This is a genomic window from Kitasatospora sp. NPDC050463 (genome assembly GCF_040655255.1).
Taxonomy (GTDB): domain Bacteria; phylum Actinomycetota; class Actinomycetes; order Streptomycetales; family Streptomycetaceae; genus Kitasatospora.
This window is the reverse complement of sequence record NZ_JBFAJO010000049.1, coordinates 48507-67470: the sequence shown is the minus strand read 5'-3', so window position 1 is coordinate 67470 and position 18964 is coordinate 48507. Positions and strand designations below refer to the sequence as shown.

Sequence of the window (18964 nt, the reverse complement as noted above, 5' to 3'; positions counted from 1 at the left end):
AGCTGGTCGACTACGGCGTGGTCGGTGACCTCTTCGCCGTGCTGCCGCAGCTCACCGGCGAGGTCCAGGCCCGCAAGGGCTGACCGGACGCGGTCGGACCGCACGCAGGGCGCGCCCGGGAGCCATCCCGGGCGCGCCCTGCGGCTTTTCCCCGGTGCGGCCCCGGGCGCGGTGCGCCCGCCCGGGCTCTGCGGGTGCCCGGCGCCGGGCCCGTAGAGTCGGACGCCGGACCGGCGGCGACACGGCCGGCGGTGACAGGGCGCCACACCGCGACCAAGGGCGAGGGCAGACGCATGACACTCTTGACGGCACTTCAGGGCGACTTCGGCGACCGCGGCGACGCGCTGCGGATCGACGGGCGGGAGCTCTCCCGCGAGCAGCTGCTCGGCGCGGCGACCGCGGTGGCCGACCGGGTGGCCGGCGCTCCCGCGCTGGCGGTGCTCGCCCGGCCCACCGCCGAAACCGTCGCCGCCGTGGTCGGCGGGCTGCTGGCCGGTGTGCCCGTGGTACCGCTGCCGCCCGACTCCGGGCCCAAGGAGCGTGCGCACATCCTGCGCGACTCGGGTGCCGCCCTGCTCGCGCACGCCGCCGGCGAGGCGGCGCCGCAGGACACCGGGGTGGCGGCGCTGCCCGTCGACCTGACGGAGCGGTCCGCCACCACCTACGCCGAGCCCGCGCCGGACGCCACCGCGTTCGTGCTCTACACCTCGGGGACCACCGGCGCGCCGAAGGGGGCGATGCTCCACCGCTCCGCCGTCGCCGCCGACCTGGACGCCCTGGCCGAGGCCTGGCGGTGGACCGCCGAGGACACCCTGGCGCACGGCCTGCCGCTCTTCCACGTCCACGGTCTGGTGCTCGGCGTGCTCGGCGCCCTGCGGACCGGCAGCAGGCTGGTGCACACCGGGCGACCCACTCCGGCCGGCTACGCGGCGGCCGGTGCCAGCCTGTACTTCGGCGTGCCGACGGTCTGGTCCCGGCTGGCGGCCGACCCGGAGGCGGCCGGGCAGCTCGCCTCCGCCCGGCTGCTGGTCTCCGGCAGCGCGCCGCTGCCGGTGCCGGTCTTCGAGAAGCTGGCGGCGCTGACCGGGCACGCCCCGATCGAGCGGTACGGCATGACCGAGTCGCTGATCACCGTCTCCACCCGGGCGGACGGCGAGCGCCGCCCCGGCAGCGTCGGGCTACCGCTGACGGGAGTGCGGACCAGGCTGGTCGGCGAGGACGGCGAGCCCGTCCCCCAGGACGGGGAGAGCGTCGGCGAGCTGCAGGTCGCCGGGCCGACCCTGTTCACCGGGTACCTCAACCGGCCGGACGCCAACGGCGAGGCCTGGACGGCGGACGGCTGGTTCCGGACCGGGGACGTCGCCGTAATCGGCGAGGACGGCTTCCACCGGATCGTCGGCCGAGCCTCGGTGGACCTCATCAAGAGCGGTGGCTACCGGATCGGCGCGGGCGAGGTGGAGGCGGCCCTGCGTGACCACCCGGCGGTCGCGGACGCCGCCGTGGTGGGTGCGCCCGACGAGGACCTCGGGCAGGCGGTGGTCGCCTACGTCATCCCGGACGGCGCGGTGACGGGGGACCAGCTGGCGGCATTCGTCGCGGAGCGGCTCTCGGTGCACAAGCGGCCCCGGCGGGTGGTGCTGGTGTCCGAACTGCCCAGGAACGCCATGGGAAAGGTGCTGAAGAAGCAGCTGTTGGCGGAGTCGGCACTCGGGTGACGGGAGGTCATCCGGTGACGGTCGCTCACCTCTCCGACCGTCACCCCGGCCGTCACTCCGGCTGTTCTCCTCACCTTCCGTGAACCCTTCCTTTGGCGCACTCCACTGCGCGCTGTGAGCGACCGCGTGCCTAACGTGACACGCAGGCAGAACTGAATCCCAGGGCGGCACGCCACGGCTTCCGGTCGCAGGACCGGAAGCCGCGGCACGTCGCCGGGAGACCCCTCTGCCCTCCCCGTTCAGTGTTCAGCCGCGGTTCAGCAGTGTCAGCAGTGCTGAGCGGAGCTGAGCCGCGTTCAGCAAAGGAAGACAGCAGGATGACGACCGTCAACACCGGCGCACCGGGTGCCGCCGACGACCCGACCGGGCAGACCACCGCCACCACCGACGGGCCGGCGCGTGCCGCCCGACCCTCCCGGGCGGCGCGGGTCCGCCGGGGGATAGGCATGGTGGCCGTGATCGCGGCCGGCGCCGGCGTGATCGGCCTCGGCACCGGCGTGAGCAGCGCGGCGGCCGAGCCGGCACCGGCCCACGCGGGCTGGGACGGTTCGCGGTACTGGTTCAAGAACAGCCAGGGTCAATGGCGCTGGACCACCCACTACGACGTCTACCAGGCCCGGACCGGGAGCGGCTCCGCCGCGACCTCGGCCCCCTCCTCCTCGTCCTCCTCGTCGGGGGGGATCACGCAGGGCTGGGACGGTTCGCGGTACTGGTTCAAGAACAGCCAGGGCCAGTGGCGCTGGACCACCCACTACGACGTCTACCTGGACCGGACGGGTGGCGGTTCCTCCTCCGGATCCTCCTCGGGCTCGGCCGGGTCGGCCACCGGCTCCGCCTCACCGGCGGCCGACGGGGACGTCGAGACGGCGGTGCAGTTCGCGCTCGCCCAGCTCGGCAAGCCGTTCCGGACGGCCGGCAACGGGCCGGACGGGTACGACTGCTCGGGCCTGGTGCAGCAGTCGTTCCGGCGCGGCGGCATCGACCTGCCGCGGGTGGCCAACGACCAGTACGCGGCGACCACGCCGGTCCGCGCCAGCGAGCTCCAGCGCGGTGACCTGCTCTTCTGGTCGGACGACGGCAGTGCCCGGGGCATCCACCACGTGGCGATCTACCTGGGCAACAACCAGTACGTCGAGGCTGCCCGGCCCGGGATTAATATTCGCATCTCGCGGATCAGCAGCGGCTACTACCCGACGCACATGGGCCGCCCCTGAGGCCGGCGCCCGCCGGGATGACGCCCGGGCTGGTCGGACGGCGGCCCTCCCGCCGTCCGACCGGCCCGGGCGTTCGGATGCCTGGGGCGTCCGGGGGAGGGGCACCCGGGAGGTCGGGCGCTCAGGAGATTCGGCGTTCTGTCGGTTCGGCGTTCTGTCGGCGGGGAGTTTCGTCGCTTCGGACCTTTGGGGGCTCGGTCCTTCAGTACTTCAGGGATTTGGCACTTTGTCGCTTTGTCGGGACTGGGAGCCCTGGGGCGGGTGGGGGCGCGAGAGGTGTGGAATGGGGCGCGCGTAAGGTGGGTGCCCGCCGGTGATCAGGGGCGCGTGGACCGGCGCCCGGACGGGCGCGCGTACCGTGGTGCGGGGTGTCTGGCCTGGGCACATGCCCCTGTCACGGGGCGTGGCCGGCTTCGGCGGCCGGGCCCGGTACGGAGGCATGGGGACCGGCGCGGCGGGGGTACCACCTCGGGTGGCGCTGGTTCGGCTGACGGGGGCGCTGCCCGGTGCGAATGGCATCGGGGGAAGTCGAGGGGCAGGGGACGTTGTGATCGTCTGGGTCAATGGCACATTCGGGGCGGGCAAGACGACTGCCTGCCGTGAGCTGGTGGAGCTGCTGCCGGGGAGCACCCTGTTCGACCCCGAGCTGGTCGGGTTCGGGCTGCGGAACCTCCTGCCCGCCGACCGGCTGGCCGCGGTGTCCGACTTCCAGGACCTCCCGGCCTGGCGCCGGCTCGTCCCCGAGACGGCCGCCGCTCTGCTCGGCGAGGTGCCGGGTCCGCTGGTGGTCCCGATGACGCTGCTCCGGGAGGACTACCGGGACGAGATCTTCGGCTCGCTCGCCTCGAACGGGATCACGGTGCACCACCTCGTCCTGGACCCCGAAGAAACGATCCTGCGTGCGCGCATCACTCAGCGGGACGAGTGCCCTGGCGATCCCGAGCGCAGCGCGCGCGTCCGGCAGTGGTGCCTGGAGCACCTCCCGCGCTACCGGGCCGCCCGCAGATGGCTCATCGAGGACGCCCGGATGGTCGACAACGGCGAGCTGACCCCGCGGGAGACCGCCGCCCGGCTCGCCCAGCTCGTCCGGGAGGGCTCGGCCCGCTGCCCGATCGTCCAGACCCCGGACCCGACCGGGGACACGGTGGCCTCCGCCGTCCTGTTCTTCGACGAGCAGGACCGGGTCCTGCTCGTGGATCCGGTCTACAAGCCGGACTGGGAGTTCCCCGGCGGGGTGGTCGAGCGCGGCGAGGCGCCGACCGACGCCGCCCTGCGGGAGACCGCCGAGGAGCTCGGCCTGCGGCTCGACCCGGGCGCGCTGCGCCTGCTCGCCGTCGACTGGGAGCCGCGCACCGGCCCGCGCCGCGGCGGCCTGCGGCTGGTCTACGACGGCGGCCTGCTGGACGCCGCCGCCCGGCAGAGCCTGCTGCTCCAGCAGGAGGAGCTGCGCGGCTGGCGCTTCGTCAGCCTGGACGAGGCCGCCGGCCTGCTGCCTCCGGGCCGGTACCGGCGGCTCGCCGCCGCGCTGGACGCCCGCCGCAGCGGCGAGCTGCGCTACCTGGAGGCCGGGCGGCGGGCCGGGCAGGGCCTGGCTCGGGCGGCCGACGCGGCGTAGCCGGTCCGGGGGCGGCAGGATGAGGACATGCCGTTCACACTGAGCCATCCGGCCGCCGTCCTGCCCCTGCTGCGAGTGGCGGGGGCGCGCGGGCCGCTGGTCGCCTCGGCGCTGGTCGCCGGGTCGATGGCGCCCGATGTGCCGTTCTTCCTGGAGTCGCTGCTGCCCGGCGTCTACGGACAGGGCGGCACGACCCACCGTTGGTGGGCGGTGCCCACCGTGGACGTGGCGATCGCGGGCGTGCTGGTCGCCGGGTGGCACGGGCTGCTGCGCGCGCCGCTGCTGGCCCTGCTCCCCGAGCGGTGGGCCGGCGCGGCGCACGCTCTGACGGTCCGGCGGGGCGGTGGCGCGAGCGCGGCCTGGTTCGCCGGCTCGGCGGCGCTGGGCGCGGCCACCCATGTCGGCTGGGACGCCTTCACCCACGAGGGCCGGTGGGGCGTCGCCCTGGTGCCGGTGCTGGACCGGACGGTCGCCGGGCTGCCGCTGTACACCGTGCTGCAGTACGGAAGTTCGGCACTGGCCCTGGCGGCGTTGGCCGGGCACCTGGCGCGGGCGGCCCGCGCGGTGGAGCCGGTCCGGCCGGCTGCGGCGCTCCCGGCCGGGGCCCGGCGGGTCGCCGTCGCGGCGCTCGGCGCGGCGACGGCGGCCGGGGTGGCGCACCGGCTCGTGCCGCTGCGGCGGAACCTGATCCCGGAGTTCTGCTTCGGGGCCGGCGCGGGCCTCACGGTCGGCGCCGTCGGGTACGCGCTGGTGCACGCGGCCGCGGCGCGGGTGGCCGGCCGGCGCGGGCGCCGGGCGAACGGTCGGGAGCGGTCGGCCGAGCGGCTCCCGGTGTGACGGCGGTACCGACGGCCGTCACACCGGGAGCGCGGCACCGGGCCGGTGGCCCCGGTCGAGCCGGCCGGTTCAGGCGGAGCGCAGCTCGGCGTACCGCCGCAGGAAGAGGGCCTCGGTCAGCGCCATCCGCTCCAGCTCCAGCGGGTCGACGCTCTCGTTGACCGCGTGGATCTGGGTGGTCGGCTCCTCGACGCCGATCAGCACGATCTCGGCCTGCGGGTAGAGCGACTGCAGGGTGCTGCAGAGCGGGATCGAGCCGCCCTCGCCGGAGGCGACCATCGGCGTGCCGAAGGCCTCGGCCATCGCCGCGCCCATCGCCTCGTACGCCGGGCCGGAGGTGTCCGCCTTGAACGGTTCGCCGGCGCCCTGCCGTTCGATCCGGACCAGGGCGCCGACCGGCGCCTGCGCCTCCAGGTGGGCGATCAGCGCGTCCTGGGCGGCGACGGCGTCGGCGCCCGGCGGCACCCGCAGGCTGACCAGCGCCTTGGCGGCGGCCTGGACGGAGGAGGTGGCGCCGATCACCGGCGGGGCGTCGATGCCGTGGACGGTGACGGCCGGGCGGGCCCAGAGCCGGTCCGCGACGGTGCCGGTTCCGGTCAGCGCCACGCCGTCCAGCACCTTGGCGTCGGCGCGGAACTGCTCCTCGGAGTACTGCACGCCGGGCCAGGTCTGGCCGCCGGCCAGACCGGCCACCGCGACGTCGCCGTGCTCGTCGTGCAGCGAGGCCAGCATCCGGACCAGGCCCTGCAGGGCGTCCGGGGCGGCGCCGCCGAAGGCGCCCGAGTGCAGGTTGCCGGCCAGCGTGGTGAGCGAGACCTCGACCATCGTCATACCGCGCAGCGTGGCCGTGACGGTGGGCAGTCCGGCGGTGAAGTTACCGGTGTCGCCGATGACGATGACGTCGGCGGCGAGCAGCTCGGGGTGCGCCTCGGCGTACTGCTCCAGGCCGCCGGTGCCCTGCTCCTCGGAACCCTCGACGATGATCTTCAGCGCGACCGGGTAGCCGCCGTCCACCTGGCGCAGCGCCCGCAGGGCCGTCAGGTGCATCAGGATGTTGCCCTTGCAGTCGGCCGCGCCGCGCCCGTACCAGCGGCCGTCGCGCTCCGTCAGCTCGAATGCCGGACTCAGCCAGGCGTCCTCGTCGAGCGGAGGCTGCACGTCGTAGTGCGAGTAGAGCAGCACGGTCGGCGCGCCCACGGGGCCGGGCAGTTCGGCGTAGACGGCCTGGGTGCCGTCGGGGGTGTCCAGCAGCTGCACGTTCGTCAGGCCCTCGGCGGCGAAGGCGTCGGCGGTCCACCGGGCGGCGCCGTGGCACTCCTCGACCGGGAACTGGCGCGGGTCGGCGACCGAGCGGAAGGCGACCAGTTCGGCGAGATCGGTGCGGGCACGGTCCATCAGGGACCGGACGGCGTCGGCCAGGGGCTGCTGCGGCATCGGGATGCTCCGGAGGTGATCGGTCCGGCCCGGAGGTGGTCCGGGTGGACGGTGCTGACAGGGGGATATGTCGATCATAGGCTGAATCGAACGGGCGGCTCCGAGGGTCGGGCGGGCGTTCGGGGCGGCGCGACGGACGACGGCCGCGGAGGACGCATAGGATTGCTCGACGTGACTGACTCCGGAAGCTCCGATTCCCGTAGCCCGCTCGACGCCGAGGCGCCCGGACAGCCGTCCGAGCCGCAGCCCGCCCCGCCGCTGGACGGGCCCGACCCGCTCGACGGCGTCTGGGACGTCGTTGTGGTCGGCGCCGGACCGGCCGGCGCCTCGGCCGCGCAGGCCGCCGCCGCCCAGGGCCGCCGCGTGCTGCTGCTCGACAAGGCCGAGCACCCCCGGTACAAGACCTGTGGCGGTGGCATCATCGGCCCCTCCCGGGACAGCCTGCCGCCGGGCTTCCGGCTACCGCTGCAGGACCGGGTGCACGCCGTCACCTTCGCGTACGGCGGCCGGTTCACCCGGACGCGGCGCTCCAAGCGGATGCTGTTCGGGCTGGTCAACCGCGACGAGTTCGACCTGCGCCTGGTGCAGGCGGCCAAGCAGGCGGGGGCGGTGCTGGTCACCGGAGTGACCGTCACCGGGGTCGAGCAGCGCGGCGGCGAGCACCGTACGGCCGTCGTCACCTCCGCCGACGGGCGCACCTTCGAAGCGCGGGCGGTGGTCGGCGCCGACGGCAGCGCCAGTCGGATCGGCCGGCACGTCGGCGTCTCCTTCGACCAGATCGACCTCGGCCTGGAGGCGGAGATCCCCGTGCCGGCGGAGGTCGCGGCGGACTGGGCCGGCCGGATCCACCTCGACTGGGGTCCGCTGCCCGGCAGTTACGGCTGGGTGTTCCCGAAGACGGAGTCGAACAGCCTGACCGTCGGCGTCATCTCGGCGCGCGGCGACGGCGAGCGGACCAAGCAGTACCTGGCCGACTACATCCGGCGGCTCGGGTTGGCGGGCTTCCCGCCGAGCGTGGAGTCCGGGCACCTGACCCGCTGCCGGGCCGAGGACTCGCCGCTCTCGCGCGGCCGGGTGCTGGTCGCCGGCGACGCGGCCGGCCTGCTGGAGCCGTGGACCCGCGAGGGCATCTCGTACGCGCTGCGCTCGGGTCGGCTGGCCGGGGAGTGGGCGGTCAAGGTGGCCGAGGCGGGCAACGCGGCCGAGGTCCGCCGCGAGGCGCTGAACTACGCGTTCGCCATCAAGGCCGGGCTGGGCGTGGAGATGCGGGCCGGCAAGCTGATGCTGGCCGCCTTCGAGCGCCGCCCGTACCTGTTCCACGCGGCGGTGTGCCTGGTCGCCCCGGCCTGGCGGGCGTTCGCCCGGACCACCCAGGGGCACACCACCTTCGCCCAGGTGCTGCGCCAGTACCGGGCGGCCCGGAAGCTGACCTCGCTCGCCTCGCGGTAGCGGGCGGTGGCTCCCGCGGGCGGCGGTCGGTCCGCGGGAGCCACCTCGGTCGGACGGGGCCGGTGGTCGGGTCGGTGGCGAGGCTGGCCCCGGGCTCACATCAGCCCTGGGCTCACCTCAGCCTCGGGCCCACCGCGGCGCTGGGGCCACCGTGGCGCTCGTTTCGGGGGCGCTCGTTTCCGCGGCGCTCACTTCAGCCCGGTGTCGAGCGCCGTGATGAGGGCGCCGTTCGGGGTGTCGCCGGTCATCTCCCAGATCATCGCTCCGAGCAGGTTCTTCGACTTCAGGTAAGTCGTCTTCCGGCCGATCGACCAGGCGTCGTCGAAGGTCCACCACTGCCCGCCCGCACCGGTGTAGCCGTAGGTGGCGATGGACTGGGTGTCGTGGTGGACGGTGAGGTCGGGGAAGGTGGTGATCAGGTTGTGGTACCCGCGGGTGCCGGCCTCCTCGGCGAACTGGCCGGGCGCCGCCCCGGTCGCGCTCTGCCACTCGCCCGCCGCCCCGCCGTCCGCCACGCCCTGCCAGCCGCGCCCGTAGAACGGGAAGCCGATGGTGAGCTTGCGCGGGTTGACCCCGGCGGAGAGGTAGGCCTGGACCGCCGCGTCCACGCTGAAGTGGAAGGGGTACGGGTCCTGGCCGTCGGCGTAGAGGTTGGCCTGGTGGCCGGCCCGGTCGGGCTCCCACGAGTTGTCGCTGCCGGCGCCGTGGAAGTCGTAGCCCTGGACGTTGGCGATGTCCAGGTAGTTGAAGATCTTCGAGAGGTCCCAGCCTTGGTTGATCTTCACCGGGTCGGCCGGGGTGAAGGCGGTCAGCAGCTTGTGGGAGCCGCCGAGCACGTCGAGCTGCTTGCGGAACTCGGCGAGCAGCAGCGTCAGGTTCTCCTTGTCGGCGGCGCTGTAGTGGTTGCCGGCGTGGCCGTCGGCGGAGCCGGGCCACTCCCAGTCCAGGTCGATGCCGTCGAAGATCCCCGCCGCCACGCCGTCACCGCCGGCGCCGTTGTAGAGCGGTAGGTTGCCCTTGATCCAGACGTCGACGCAGGACTTGACGAACCTCTGCCGGGAGGCGTCGGTGGCGGCCGCGTCCGAGAAGTACCTGGAGTACGTCCAGCCGCCGAGCGAGACGACCACCTTCAGGTTGGGGTACTTGGCCTTGAGCTTCTTCAACTGGTTGAAGTTGCCGCGCAGTTTGCCCCAGCCGTCGTCGGCCACGCCGTCCACGGACTGCGCCGCGCTCATCGGGCGGGCGTAGTCGGCGTCGGCGTCGCCCGCGCCGGTGCCCTGGTCCGGGTCCTGCGGGTTGGCCGTGGTGCCCTTGGTCACGCCCGCCAGGCAGGTCAGATTGACCGGATCGATGTTCTCGAAGGCGTAGTTGATGACGTCGAGCTTGGCCGCGCTGCCGGAGGTGTCGAGGTTCTTGACGAAGTACTGGCGGCCGTAGATGCCCCACTGGGTGAAGTAGCCGACCCGGGCGTACTTTCCGGCTCCGACCAGGTCCGAGGTGGTGACGGCGAGCGGCGCGGAGGCGGGCGAGGTGTTGTCGGCGCCGTCCCGGGCCTTCACCGTGAAGGTGTAACCCGTCGACGGCGAGAGCCCGTTGACGGTGGCGGTCAGGGTGGCGCCGGTCACCGTCCGGACCAGCGCGGTGCCCTGGTAGACGTCGTACGCCGCCACCCGCAGATTGTCGGTGGCGGCGTTCCAGGCCAGGGTCACGTCGGTGGACGTCACCGCCGTGGCGCGCAGGTCGGTGGGCGCGGTGGGCGGGACGGGATCGGTCGCCGGGTCGAAGGTGGTGGCCGTGACGAGCGCGCTCAGCGGGCCGGTGTTGCCCCGGGTGTCCTTGGCGCGCACCGCCAGGGTGTACGAGGTGGCCGGGGTGAGCCCGGTGACCACGGTGTCGGTGGTGGTGCTCGTGGCCAGCACGGTGGGGCCGTTCAGTACGTCGTAGGAGGCGACCGGGAAGTCTCCGCCGGTGGCGGCCGGCCACTTCAGTGCCAGGCTGTGCGCGGTCGACCCGGTGACCACCGGGGTACCGGGCGCGGACGGCGGGACGTCCGAACTCCCGTCGCACTTGTCGCCGTTGATCCGGCAGCCGGTCGGGGTGCCGATCGGACCGTTGGCGACGAACCAGAAGCTGTACGGCTCGGTGGTGCCGTGTGCGGGGACGCTCGCGTTGTAGAAGGCGTTGGTGGCGGTGACGTGGCGGCCGGTGGTCGTCGCGGTGCCGTTGTAACTGCTCTGGACGGTCACGCCGGCCGGCAGGTCGAACTCCAGCGTCCAGCCGGAGACGGCGGCGGCGTTGTCGTTGCGGACGATGTAGGTGCCCTTCCACCAGGAGCCGTTGTCGGCGGTGGTGAAGGTGGCGGTCAGCTTGCCGGCCGCGTTCGCCGGGGTGGCCAGTGCGGTGAGCGCGGCCAGCGGCAGGAGCAGGGCGGAGAGCAGCGTCAGCAGTCTGCTGCGCGCTCGCGGGTGTCGGGCCCGGGGTCGAGCGGACATGGTTCTCCCTGTGACTGTGGGGGTTGGACAGGGTGACGTAGAACCGTACGGGTGGTGCCTGGCCGGTGGTGCGTGGCCGATCGGTGCCCGCGCCGTGGGGAGACGGGGCATGGGCACTGTAGGAGGACTGGACCAATGCGTCAACAGGTCTGTACCACTGGGGAGTTGGCCGGGGCAGCCAGTCGCGATGTGCCGCTACCCCGGCCTGCCGCTAGCCGCTGCGTGCCGTTACCCGCGACGCGGACTGCCGGTCAGCTCGTCGCCGAGCGGGCTGCGGTGGTAGAGCACCGAACGGCCGTGCCGGGCCCGGGTGACCAGGCCGGTCCGGTGCAGCACCGCCAGGTGCTGGCTGACGGCGCCCGGGGTGACGCCCAGGCGGTAGGCCAGGTCGGTGGTGGAGGCCGGTTCGGCGAGCAGCGCCAGCAGTCGGGCCTTCGGTGCGCCGAGCAGCAGCTCCAGGTCGCGCGCGGTGACCGGCGCGGCCGGCCCGGCCATCCCCGCCCGGCCGCGCGCCGGGTAACTGATCTGTGGTGGAAGGTCGTTGCTGATCATCGTGATCGCGCCGCGGGCGAAGAACGTCGGGACCAGGACCAGCCCGCGGCCGTCCACGGTGATCTCGCCGTCCCAGTCCGTCCAGCGGCGGTTGATCGAGAGCACGCCGTCCGCCCAGTGCAGCCGGTGGTCCAGATCGGCGAAGAGCGCCGCGGCGCCCTGCTGGGCCAGCACCCGCGCCCGGTACACGAGGTCCGCCTCCAGGACGGCGCGGGCCTGCGGCCACCAGGCGGGAGCCAGGCAGACCTCCCAGTACTCCTCCACCGCGTCGGCGATCCGGGCCAGCAACCGGGCCGGATCGGTGAGCCCGGCCGCCAACGGGGTGGGCAGCGGCCAGCCGTGCGGCAGGAAGGTCCGCTCCAGCTCGGGGCGCAGCTGCTCGGGTGGCAGCGCCCGGACCACGGCCAGCTCGGCACGGAAGTCGGGCCCGGGGCCGGGCGGGCGGGGCGTCAGGAAGTCGGGGATCCACCGGTTGGCGGCGACCAGCGAGAGCAGCAGTGTGGAGTCGAGCCGCTCGAAGCTCGGGCGCAGCCGCTCGAAGGCGGCGGACTGCAGCGGGTAGGCGCCCGGGTGGGTCCACATCCGCAGGCTGAGCGCGGCCTCCTGGATCGGTGAGCAGGCGAACCAGGTGGTGGCGAGATCGGCGAGGTCCAGCCTGAATCGGTGCATCTCTTCCCCCGCCTGCCCAGCTGCTTTGAGGCAGAGCCTAAATCAGTACTGCGGGCGGCGGGAACGCGGTGGGATCGGGGACATGACCACCCCACCGGCGCGAACCGCCGCGCCTTCGCCTGCCGCCGGCCCGCCCGGCTCCTCGGATCCGCACGACCCCGTCGAGTCGGTCGGCCCCACCGGCGCCGGTCAGCCCGCAGACGGCCCCGCCCGGGGCCGGCGGCTGCTGCACCCCGACCCGATGGTGCGCCGGCTCGCCGGAATCACCCTCGTCAACACCGTCGGCAGCGGGCTCTCGCTCGCCGTCGGCGTGCTCTTCTTCACCCGCGTCCTCGGGCTGAGCGCCGCCCAGCTCGGGTTCGGGCTCACCGCCGCCGGTCTCTGCGGAGTCGTCGCCAGCGTGCCGGCCGGGCGGGCCGCCGACCGCTGGGGTGCGCGGCCGGTGCTGGTGGTGCTGATCGCGCTGAACGCGGTGGCCACCGCCGGCTACGCCCTGGTGCACAGTTACCCGGCCTTCCTGGCGCTGGCCTGCGTGGTGAGCGCCGTCGACCGCGGCGCGGCCGCCGTGCGCAACGCGCTCTATGCCGAGGTGCTGCCCGCCGACCGCCGGGTGGCGGGCCGGGCCTACCTGCGGGTGGTGACCAACGTCGGCATGTGCCTGGGGACGGCGCTCGGCGCCGTCGCACTCCAGGTGGACAGCCGGCCGGCCTATCTGACGGCGATCCTGGTCGATGCCGTCTCCTACCTGGTGGTCGCGGTGCTGTTCCACCGGCTGGCCGCCCCGGCGTCGGTTCGGACGGCGTCGTCGGCAGGGCCGGCGCCGGCTCCGACGGCCGGGGAGAGCGGTCCGGCCGGAGGCGGTCCGGCCGGGCAGGCCGCCCGGCGGCGCAACCCCGCCCTGCGGGACGGGCCCTTCCTGGTGGTGACGGTGCTGAACGCGCTGCTCTGCCTGCAGTTCGCGATGCTGGAGGTCGGCGTGCCGCTCTGGGTCGTCCAGCACACCGAGGCGCCCCGGATCACGGTGGCCGGCACCCTGATCGTCAACACCCTGCTGGTGATCACCCTGCAGGTCCGGGCCACCCGGGGCACCGAGGATCCGGCAACGGCCGCCCGGGTCTGCGGCCGGGCCGGGTTGATCCTCGCCGCCTCCTGCCTGGTGCTCGCCCTCGCCCACGGCCTGCCCGCCGCCGTCGCCGCCGTGGTGGTGCTCGCCGGGGTGGCGCTCCAGGCGTTCGGCGAGGTGCTGAGCCAGGCCGGCGGGTGGGCACTCAGCTACGACCTGGCCGGCGAGCGCGACCACGGCGCCTACCAGGGCGTGTACAACGCCGGGTCGGCCGCCTCGCTGATGATCGGGCCGGCCGTGGTCAGCACCGCCGTCGTCGGATGGGGTCTGTTCGGCTGGGTCGCCCTCGGCGTGCTGCTCGCCGCGGCGGGCCTGGCCATGGGCCCCGCCGTCCGGTGGGCCCGGCGTCAGGGCCGGGCCACCGGAGGGTAGCCGGGGGTTGGAAACCGGGGCGGCCACGGCGGCCGGACCGGTCAGGGCCGTGCGGGAACCAGGGCGAGCGCCTCGATCTCGATCAGCACCTCGGGCAGGAACAGCGCGGCGACCTGCATCGCCGAACTGGCCGGGAGCGGCGTGGAGCCGACGTACTCGTCCCGGGCCTCCCGCACGGCGGGCATGAACGCGATGTCGGTGACGAAGTAGGTCAGCTTGATGACGTCGGCGAAGCCGGCGCCGGCGGCGGCCAGGCAGCGGCTCAGGTTCTCGAACACCTGCCGCGCCTGCGCCTTCGGGTCGCCGACCCCGACCAGCCGCCGCTGCTCGTCGAACGCGACCTGGCCGGAGACGGCCACCAGGCGGCCGGTGCCGGTGACGACCTGGGTGTAGCCGGTGGCGGGGGCGACCCCGGGTGGCTCGGCGATGTGGGTGAGGTGGGGGAGGCGCGGGGCATGGGAGGTCATGCCCTCCATCGTGCTCGACGGATGATCACCGCACCAGCGCCTTTCGCCGCCGCGCAGGTCAGTGCACCACCTCGGGCAGCTTCCGGCAGTACCGCCGGTCCGTCTCCGGGAGGTCGCCGGCCGGTCCGCCGGCCCGCAGCACCACGTCGAGCACGGCCTCCGGGGCGCAGGCGTACCCGCCGCTGGCCCAGGCCGAGTTGGCCTCCACGACCGCCCAGCGGTCGCCGTCCAGCGGGCCGACGTCGATCACGACGGCGCTCGGCAGCACCGCGGCCGAGGCGGCCAGCACGTCCGCGGCGAAGGCGGTCACCTCGGCGTGGTACGGGTCCTCGTCGAGCGGTGCGACGTCCAGGTCACCGTCCACCGCGTAGCGCGAGGCGGCGCGCACCTCGCCGTCCAGGACGAACAGCCGGTACTCGCGGTGGAACCGCACCACCTCGCTCGTCAGCACCGGGGTGTCGTCGTCCAGCGCGTCCGGACCGGGCAGGCCGGACCCGTCCGGGTAGACCTTGGCGGGGAACAGCTTGTCGCCCGGCGGCTTGAGGAACATCGGGCGGCGCAGCCGGCGGGCCTCGGCCAGCGTGGTGAGGGCGAGCCGCCGGCCGGTCAGCTCGGCCGGAAGGCCGGCCGCGAAGTCGTCCGGTGGCTGCAGCAGGGCCAGGCCGAACGCGCCGCCGACCGCGTCGGCGAACAGCGGGCCGCCGTAGAGGTGCACCGGCGAACCGAGCAGCTCCTCCGGGGCGCGCCAGGCGGTCGCGGTGTGCGTGCGCAGGCCGCGGTGGCCGGCGGCGGTGCGCAGCTGCAGGCCGGTGTCGTTGATCCGGGGTGTGAGCAGCAGGACGGCGTCGGTGGTCATGGTCCGATGCTCCCGTGGCGGGCGGCGGGCCGACCACCGGTTTTCCGGGCGAAGGGGTGACGGGTTTCGCGGCGGGTGGCTCTGGCCGAGCGGCGGGTGGGCGTGTCAGAGTCGTCCGGGCGCCGTCCGATCAGGTCCGGTCCGGCACGATCGGCCGGACCGGGCCCGGGGCGGACGCCGCGCAATCCGACCCACCCTCAGCCGGAAAGCAGGCCCGCACCGATGACCCGCGAAGTGCCCTTCGTCCGTGTCGCCACCACCGATGCCGTCACCACCCTGACGCTCGACTCGCCGCACAACCGCAATGCGCTCTCCACCCGGCTGATGGCCGAGCTGACCGCCGGCCTGGCCGCCGCCGCGGCCGACCCGGACGTGCGCGCGGTGGTGCTCGGCCACACCGGCAGGGTGTTCTGCGCCGGCGCGGACCTCTCCGAGGCGACCGGCACGGACCCGACGGTCGGCCCGCGCGGCCTGGTGGACCTCCAGCGGGCCATCGTGGACTGCGCGAAGCCGGTGATCGCGGTGATCGACGGGCACGTCCGGGCGGGCGGCCTCGGACTGGTCGGCGCGGCCGACCTGGCGCTGGCCGGCCCGGCCGCCACCTTCGCGTTCACCGAGGTGCGGCTCGGTCTGGCACCCGCCGTCATCTCGCTGCCGCTGCGCCCCAAGCTGGACCCGCGCGCGGCCTCCCGCTACTACCTGACCGGCGAGGTCTTCGACGCCACCGAGGCCGCCCGGATCGGCCTGATCACCGAGGCGACGGACTCCGCGGAGTCCACCGGCACCGCGCTGAAGGGCCTGCTGGACGCGCTGCGGCTCGGGTCGCCGCAGGGTCTCGCGCAGTCCAAGCGGCTGGCCAACGCCGAGGTGGTGCGGTCCTTCGAGCGGGACGCGGACGAGCTGGTCCGGCTCTCGGCGCGGCTGTTCGGTTCGGACGAGGCGCAGCAGGGCATGCGGGCGTTCCTGGAGAAGCGGCCCGCGCCCTGGGCGCGCTGAGGCCGTCCGGGCGCGGACTCGGCCCCGGACTCCGTCGCGGCCTCAGCTCCAGCGGACGACGGCCGTCTCCCGCCAGAGGTCCAGCAGGGCGCGGTCACCGGTGAGTTCGACCTGTCCGGCCTGCTCAGCCGGCAGCCGGTTCCAGAGCAGCAGGTAGAGGTCGCGGGCCGGCCCGTCGAGCGTGAGGTCGACCGGGCCCGCGGCCTCGTCGGCCGCGCTGTCGCGGCGGGCGACGGCGAGTGGCTCCTGGCTGATGGTGAGCAGCCAGTCGCCCGGCCCGTCGCCGGGCGCGGCGTCGGTGGCCCGGACCAGGACGGTGCGCGGCCGCTCGCTGCGCACCCGGGCCCGGCCGCGGGACATGAACCCGCGCAGCAGCTCGTCGATCCCGTCCAGTGCCAGGCCGGTGGCCACCCGGGGGCCCTCGGCCCCGGCGGCCGCGTCGGCGTCGAAGCGGTGCACCGCCGTCTCGTGCGCCTGGCGGCGGGCCCAGAACGCCTGCGGCGTCGGCGCGGGCAGGAAGCTCCAGCACTCCAGGTCGGCCGGCGCCGCCGCGAGCGCCTCCACCAGGGTGCTGTGGCCCGCGCGGAACCAGTCGACCAGGGTCGTGTCCGACGGCTCCGGCCCCCAGGCGGCACGCTCGCCGTCGGCGTCCAGTGGCGCCCGGTGTCCGTGCCGCACGTACGCGGTGGCCCAGCGGTGCACCCGGCCGGTGTGCAGCACGAGGTCGCGCAGCTGCCAGTCGGGGCAGGTGGGGACGGGCGCGGCGAGGTCGGTGCGGGCGGCCGCGTCGGCGAGCAGGACACCCTCGCGGTGCAGTGCGTCGATGTGCTCGGTGATCTCCATGGTCGACGAGTGTGGCACCGTTCGCGGATTTCGGACCCGCGGTGGCCGGGCCGCCGGGGCGGATGTGATGTTGGCCGCCTCCTCGGTGGCGGCGCCGGGGCGACCGGTAGCGTGGCCCGCATGTCGATCACCAGTTCCCTGCTCTCCGGCGTCCGGGCCGGCAGCCGACGCGTCGCGGGCCGCCTCGTCCACCGGGGCTGGACGTGGGTTCAGCGAGTCGGCGCGGTGTCCAGCGAGAGCCCCGGCCTGTACCGGTTCGGCGAGTTGGGCGCGGGGACGAAGCTGACCTTCCCGCTCGGCGCGGTCTTCAACGAGCAGTGGATCACGATCGGCCCGTTCTCGATCATCGGCGAGCGCGTCACCATCAGCGCGGGATTCCTGCCCGGCCTCGACCTCGGGCCGGAGCCGATCGTGCGGATCGGCGGCGGCTGCGTGATCGGCCGGGACAGCCACATCGTCGGCCACCAGTCGATCGTCCTGGGCGACGACGTCTGGACCGGCCCCGGCGTCTACATATCCGACCAGGCGCACGAGTACCGGGCCACCGACCTGCCGATCGGCAAGCAGTGGCCGCGCAACGAGCCGATCGAGATCGGCGCCGGCAGCTGGATCGGCACCGGCGCGGTGATCCTCCCCGGTGCCCGGCTCGGCCGCAACGTGGTGGTCGCGGCCGGCTCGGTGGTGCGCGGCGAGGTGCCCGCCCACGCTGTGGTGGCCGGTGCCCCCGCGAAGATCGTCCGCCGCTGGACCGCCGAGGAGGGCTGGCAGCCGCCGTTCCGCACCGACCCGCCCAGTCCGCTCCCCGACGGCATCACGGCCGACCAGCTGCGCGCCCTCGCGGGCTGGGACCTGCGGCTCCCCGGTGAGACAGGGGTGTGAGGCGCGACCTGGGGACGAGGCGGGCATCGGTGTGAGGCGCGGGGTGTGAGGCGGGCGGGTTCGACGAGGTGTGGGGCGCGGCCGGTCAGGCCGGCTCCTGGGCGCGCTCGGCGTCCCGGGCGGCGATGGCGGCGGTGATCCGGAGCAGGTCGGCCGGGCGGGTCGGGTCGAGGCCGGTGAGGACGGCCACCCGGCGCAGCCGGTAGTCGACGGTGTTCGGGTGCAGGTGCAGGGCACGGGCCGTGTGGCGGCGGTTGAGGCCGCCGGCCAGGTGGGTGCGGAGGGTGGCGAGCAGCTCGCCGCCGTCCTCCAACGGGGCGAGCAGCGAGGCGAGTCGGGATCTTGCCAGGCTCGGGCGGCTGAGCTGGTACTCCAACAGGACGTCGTCCAGGCGGTGCAGCCCGGGCGGGCGGCCGAACGCCCGGGCGACTCCCAGCACTTCGGACGCGAGAGCGACGGCCGCGGCCACCCCGGCGGGCGCGGCGACGGCCGCCCCGGCCTGGACGGGGACCCCGGCGGCCCGGGCCGTGCCGTCCACGGTGTCCGCGAGGCGCTGCCACGCGCCGGCCGGTACGCCGTCCGCCCGGTGGTCCAGCGGGATCAGCACCGGCCCGCCGGAGGAGGAGAGCGCCGAGAGCGCCGAATGCCGGGTGCGGTGGTCGAGTTCGGTGCGCAGCCGGCGCAGCTTGCGGTGGCCCGCCACGGTCCGGTCGACGCCGGGTGCCCGTTCGTCGGGGTGGTCGGCGACGGCGAGACACAGGACGGCGTAGCAGGGCGGCAGCCGGATCCCGGCTCTGGTGGCGGTCTCCTCGGCGGGGGCGCCGTCGAGCAGTGCGGCGAGCAGGGCGTGGCGGGCGGCCTGCTGCTCGTCGGCCATGGTGCGGCGTTCCTCGACGTAGCCGGCCCCGGCGGCGGAGGTGGCCTGACGGAGCTGGTCGAGCAGCAGTCGGTTGAGGACCAGGAGGTCGGCGGCGTCGTCGTCGCGGGCGTCCCGGGTGACCAGCTCCCAGCAGACCTCCATCCCGAGGTGGTGCGCGAGCAGGACGGCGTCCAGCGGCAGCCCCTCCTCGGCGCGCCGGGCGGCGGCCTCCCGGACGGAGCTGAACTCCTCCTCGTCGGCGGGCAGTCCGGTGCGGACGGCCTGGGCGAGGGCGCGGATCCGGCGTTCGGTGACCTGGCTGAGCTCGCCCGCCACCTGCTCGTGCGGCAGGCGGCGGTAGGTCGGCACCCGCGCCAGCAGGGTGGCGATGACGGCCTCGACCAACGCGGGCACGGCGCCGAGCAGTCGCTGGTCGGCGGGCACTCCGCCGATCACCGGGATCCGCCAACCGGGGGCGCAGGCGGGTGAATTGTGACCGGTCACAGAAAACACCGTCCAGGTCTGGGGGACACCCAAGGGCCGGGTCGGAGGGGCGACCGCATGATGGAGGCACTCGGGTTACCTGTTGGTA

Annotated in this window: 15 protein-coding genes; 8 read left to right on the top strand and 7 right to left on the bottom strand. The window is 74.7% G+C overall.

The window, feature by feature from the left end; translation table 11 throughout:
* The first annotated feature begins 293 nt into the window (after nucleotides 1–293).
* From AB0J08_RS27390 to AB0J08_RS27375, 4 genes are all read left to right on the top strand, one after another.
* A complete protein-coding gene (locus AB0J08_RS27390; protein WP_360639756.1) occupies nucleotides 294–1715 on the top strand; it encodes an acyl-CoA synthetase in 1422 nt (473 codons plus the stop codon).
* A 317-nt stretch (nucleotides 1716–2032) separates the two neighbouring features.
* On the top strand, nucleotides 2033–2929 hold the full coding sequence (locus tag AB0J08_RS27385) for a C40 family peptidase (RefSeq protein WP_360639753.1): 897 nt from the start codon (nucleotides 2033–2035) through the stop codon (nucleotides 2927–2929).
* 547 nt (nucleotides 2930–3476) lie between these two features.
* A complete protein-coding gene (locus AB0J08_RS27380) occupies nucleotides 3477–4544 on the top strand; it encodes an NUDIX domain-containing protein (protein ID WP_360639750.1) in 1068 nt (355 codons plus the stop codon).
* Between the two features lie 27 nt (nucleotides 4545–4571).
* A complete protein-coding gene (locus AB0J08_RS27375; protein ID WP_360639747.1) occupies nucleotides 4572–5381 on the top strand; it encodes a DUF4184 family protein in 810 nt (269 codons plus the stop codon).
* Nucleotides 5382–5450: 69 nt separating this feature from the next.
* Here AB0J08_RS27375 and AB0J08_RS27370 read toward each other — a convergent pair whose 3' ends face one another.
* A complete protein-coding gene (locus tag AB0J08_RS27370; protein ID WP_360639744.1) occupies nucleotides 5451–6815 on the bottom strand; it encodes a dipeptidase in 1365 nt (454 codons plus the stop codon).
* A 258-nt stretch (nucleotides 6816–7073) separates the two neighbouring features.
* Here AB0J08_RS27370 and AB0J08_RS27365 point away from each other — a divergent pair, with 258 nt between their 5' ends.
* Nucleotides 7074–8264 (top strand): geranylgeranyl reductase family protein, encoded by a 1191-nt coding sequence (locus AB0J08_RS27365; RefSeq protein WP_360639771.1) that lies wholly within the window; start codon nucleotides 7074–7076, stop codon nucleotides 8262–8264.
* Nucleotides 8265–8452: 188 nt separating this feature from the next.
* Here AB0J08_RS27365 and AB0J08_RS27360 read toward each other — a convergent pair whose 3' ends face one another.
* Together AB0J08_RS27360 and AB0J08_RS27355 are read right to left on the bottom strand one after the other, a co-directional pair.
* Complete coding sequence (locus AB0J08_RS27360) at nucleotides 8453–10756, bottom strand: glycosyl hydrolase family 18 protein (RefSeq protein ID WP_360639741.1); 2304 nt, start codon at nucleotides 10754–10756, stop codon at nucleotides 8453–8455.
* A gap of 228 nt (nucleotides 10757–10984) precedes the next feature.
* The gene (locus AB0J08_RS27355) at nucleotides 10985–11977 is read right to left on the bottom strand and encodes an ArsR family transcriptional regulator (protein WP_360639738.1); all 993 of its coding nucleotides are present in this window, start codon (nucleotides 11975–11977) and stop codon (nucleotides 10985–10987) included.
* Between the two features lie 82 nt (nucleotides 11978–12059).
* On the opposite strand from AB0J08_RS27355, the gene AB0J08_RS27350 reads away from it, so the two are divergent.
* A complete protein-coding gene (locus tag AB0J08_RS27350) occupies nucleotides 12060–13472 on the top strand; it encodes an MFS transporter (protein WP_360639735.1) in 1413 nt (470 codons plus the stop codon).
* A 41-nt stretch (nucleotides 13473–13513) separates the two neighbouring features.
* On the opposite strand, the gene AB0J08_RS27345 is transcribed toward AB0J08_RS27350, so the two are convergent.
* Both AB0J08_RS27345 and AB0J08_RS27340 read right to left on the bottom strand, forming a co-directional pair.
* The gene (locus tag AB0J08_RS27345; RefSeq protein WP_360639732.1) at nucleotides 13514–13939 is read right to left on the bottom strand and encodes a RidA family protein; all 426 of its coding nucleotides are present in this window, start codon (nucleotides 13937–13939) and stop codon (nucleotides 13514–13516) included.
* 58 nt (nucleotides 13940–13997) lie between these two features.
* The gene (locus tag AB0J08_RS27340; protein ID WP_360639729.1) at nucleotides 13998–14795 is read right to left on the bottom strand and encodes an ATP-grasp domain-containing protein; all 798 of its coding nucleotides are present in this window, start codon (nucleotides 14793–14795) and stop codon (nucleotides 13998–14000) included.
* Nucleotides 14796–15017: 222 nt separating this feature from the next.
* On the opposite strand from AB0J08_RS27340, the gene AB0J08_RS27335 reads away from it, so the two are divergent.
* Nucleotides 15018–15791, top strand: coding sequence for an enoyl-CoA hydratase family protein (locus tag AB0J08_RS27335; protein ID WP_360639726.1), 774 nt, complete (start codon nucleotides 15018–15020; stop codon nucleotides 15789–15791).
* A gap of 42 nt (nucleotides 15792–15833) precedes the next feature.
* Here the strand turns inward: AB0J08_RS27335 and AB0J08_RS27330 are convergent, their stop codons facing one another.
* The gene (locus AB0J08_RS27330) at nucleotides 15834–16634 is read right to left on the bottom strand and encodes a maleylpyruvate isomerase N-terminal domain-containing protein (protein ID WP_360639723.1); all 801 of its coding nucleotides are present in this window, start codon (nucleotides 16632–16634) and stop codon (nucleotides 15834–15836) included.
* A gap of 120 nt (nucleotides 16635–16754) precedes the next feature.
* Between AB0J08_RS27330 and AB0J08_RS27325 the strand changes: the two genes are divergently transcribed.
* Nucleotides 16755–17513: a DapH/DapD/GlmU-related protein gene (locus tag AB0J08_RS27325; protein WP_360639720.1), complete on the top strand. Its 759-nt coding sequence runs from the start codon at nucleotides 16755–16757 to the stop codon at nucleotides 17511–17513.
* A gap of 85 nt (nucleotides 17514–17598) precedes the next feature.
* Here AB0J08_RS27325 and AB0J08_RS27320 read toward each other — a convergent pair whose 3' ends face one another.
* Nucleotides 17599–18876 carry a helix-turn-helix domain-containing protein gene (locus AB0J08_RS27320; RefSeq protein ID WP_360639717.1) on the bottom strand — a complete coding sequence of 426 codons (1278 nt, stop codon included), beginning with the start codon at nucleotides 18874–18876 and terminating at the stop codon, nucleotides 17599–17601.
* Nucleotides 18877–18964: the final 88 nt, after the last annotated feature.

Excerpts from the sequence above, each read along its gene's own strand:
- AB0J08_RS27335 (WP_360639726.1), top strand. The coding sequence starts at position 15,018 with ATGACCCGCGAAGTGCCCTTCGTCCGTGTCGCCACCACCGATGCCGTC.
- AB0J08_RS27345 (WP_360639732.1), bottom strand. The coding sequence starts at position 13,939 with ATGACCTCCCATGCCCCGCGCCTCCCCCACCTCACCCACATCGCCGAG.
- AB0J08_RS27385 (WP_360639753.1), top strand. The coding sequence starts at position 2,033 with ATGACGACCGTCAACACCGGCGCACCGGGTGCCGCCGACGACCCGACC.
- AB0J08_RS27330 (WP_360639723.1), bottom strand. The coding sequence starts at position 16,634 with ATGGAGATCACCGAGCACATCGACGCACTGCACCGCGAGGGTGTCCTG.
- AB0J08_RS27360 (WP_360639741.1), bottom strand. The coding sequence starts at position 10,756 with ATGTCCGCTCGACCCCGGGCCCGACACCCGCGAGCGCGCAGCAGACTG.
- AB0J08_RS27390 (WP_360639756.1), top strand. The coding sequence starts at position 294 with ATGACACTCTTGACGGCACTTCAGGGCGACTTCGGCGACCGCGGCGAC.
- AB0J08_RS27355 (WP_360639738.1), bottom strand. The coding sequence starts at position 11,977 with ATGCACCGATTCAGGCTGGACCTCGCCGATCTCGCCACCACCTGGTTC.
- AB0J08_RS27370 (WP_360639744.1), bottom strand. The coding sequence starts at position 6,815 with ATGCCGCAGCAGCCCCTGGCCGACGCCGTCCGGTCCCTGATGGACCGT.
- AB0J08_RS27375 (WP_360639747.1), top strand. The coding sequence starts at position 4,572 with ATGCCGTTCACACTGAGCCATCCGGCCGCCGTCCTGCCCCTGCTGCGA.
- AB0J08_RS27350 (WP_360639735.1), top strand. The coding sequence starts at position 12,060 with ATGACCACCCCACCGGCGCGAACCGCCGCGCCTTCGCCTGCCGCCGGC.
- AB0J08_RS27325 (WP_360639720.1), top strand. The coding sequence starts at position 16,755 with ATGTCGATCACCAGTTCCCTGCTCTCCGGCGTCCGGGCCGGCAGCCGA.
- AB0J08_RS27340 (WP_360639729.1), bottom strand. The coding sequence starts at position 14,795 with ATGACCACCGACGCCGTCCTGCTGCTCACACCCCGGATCAACGACACC.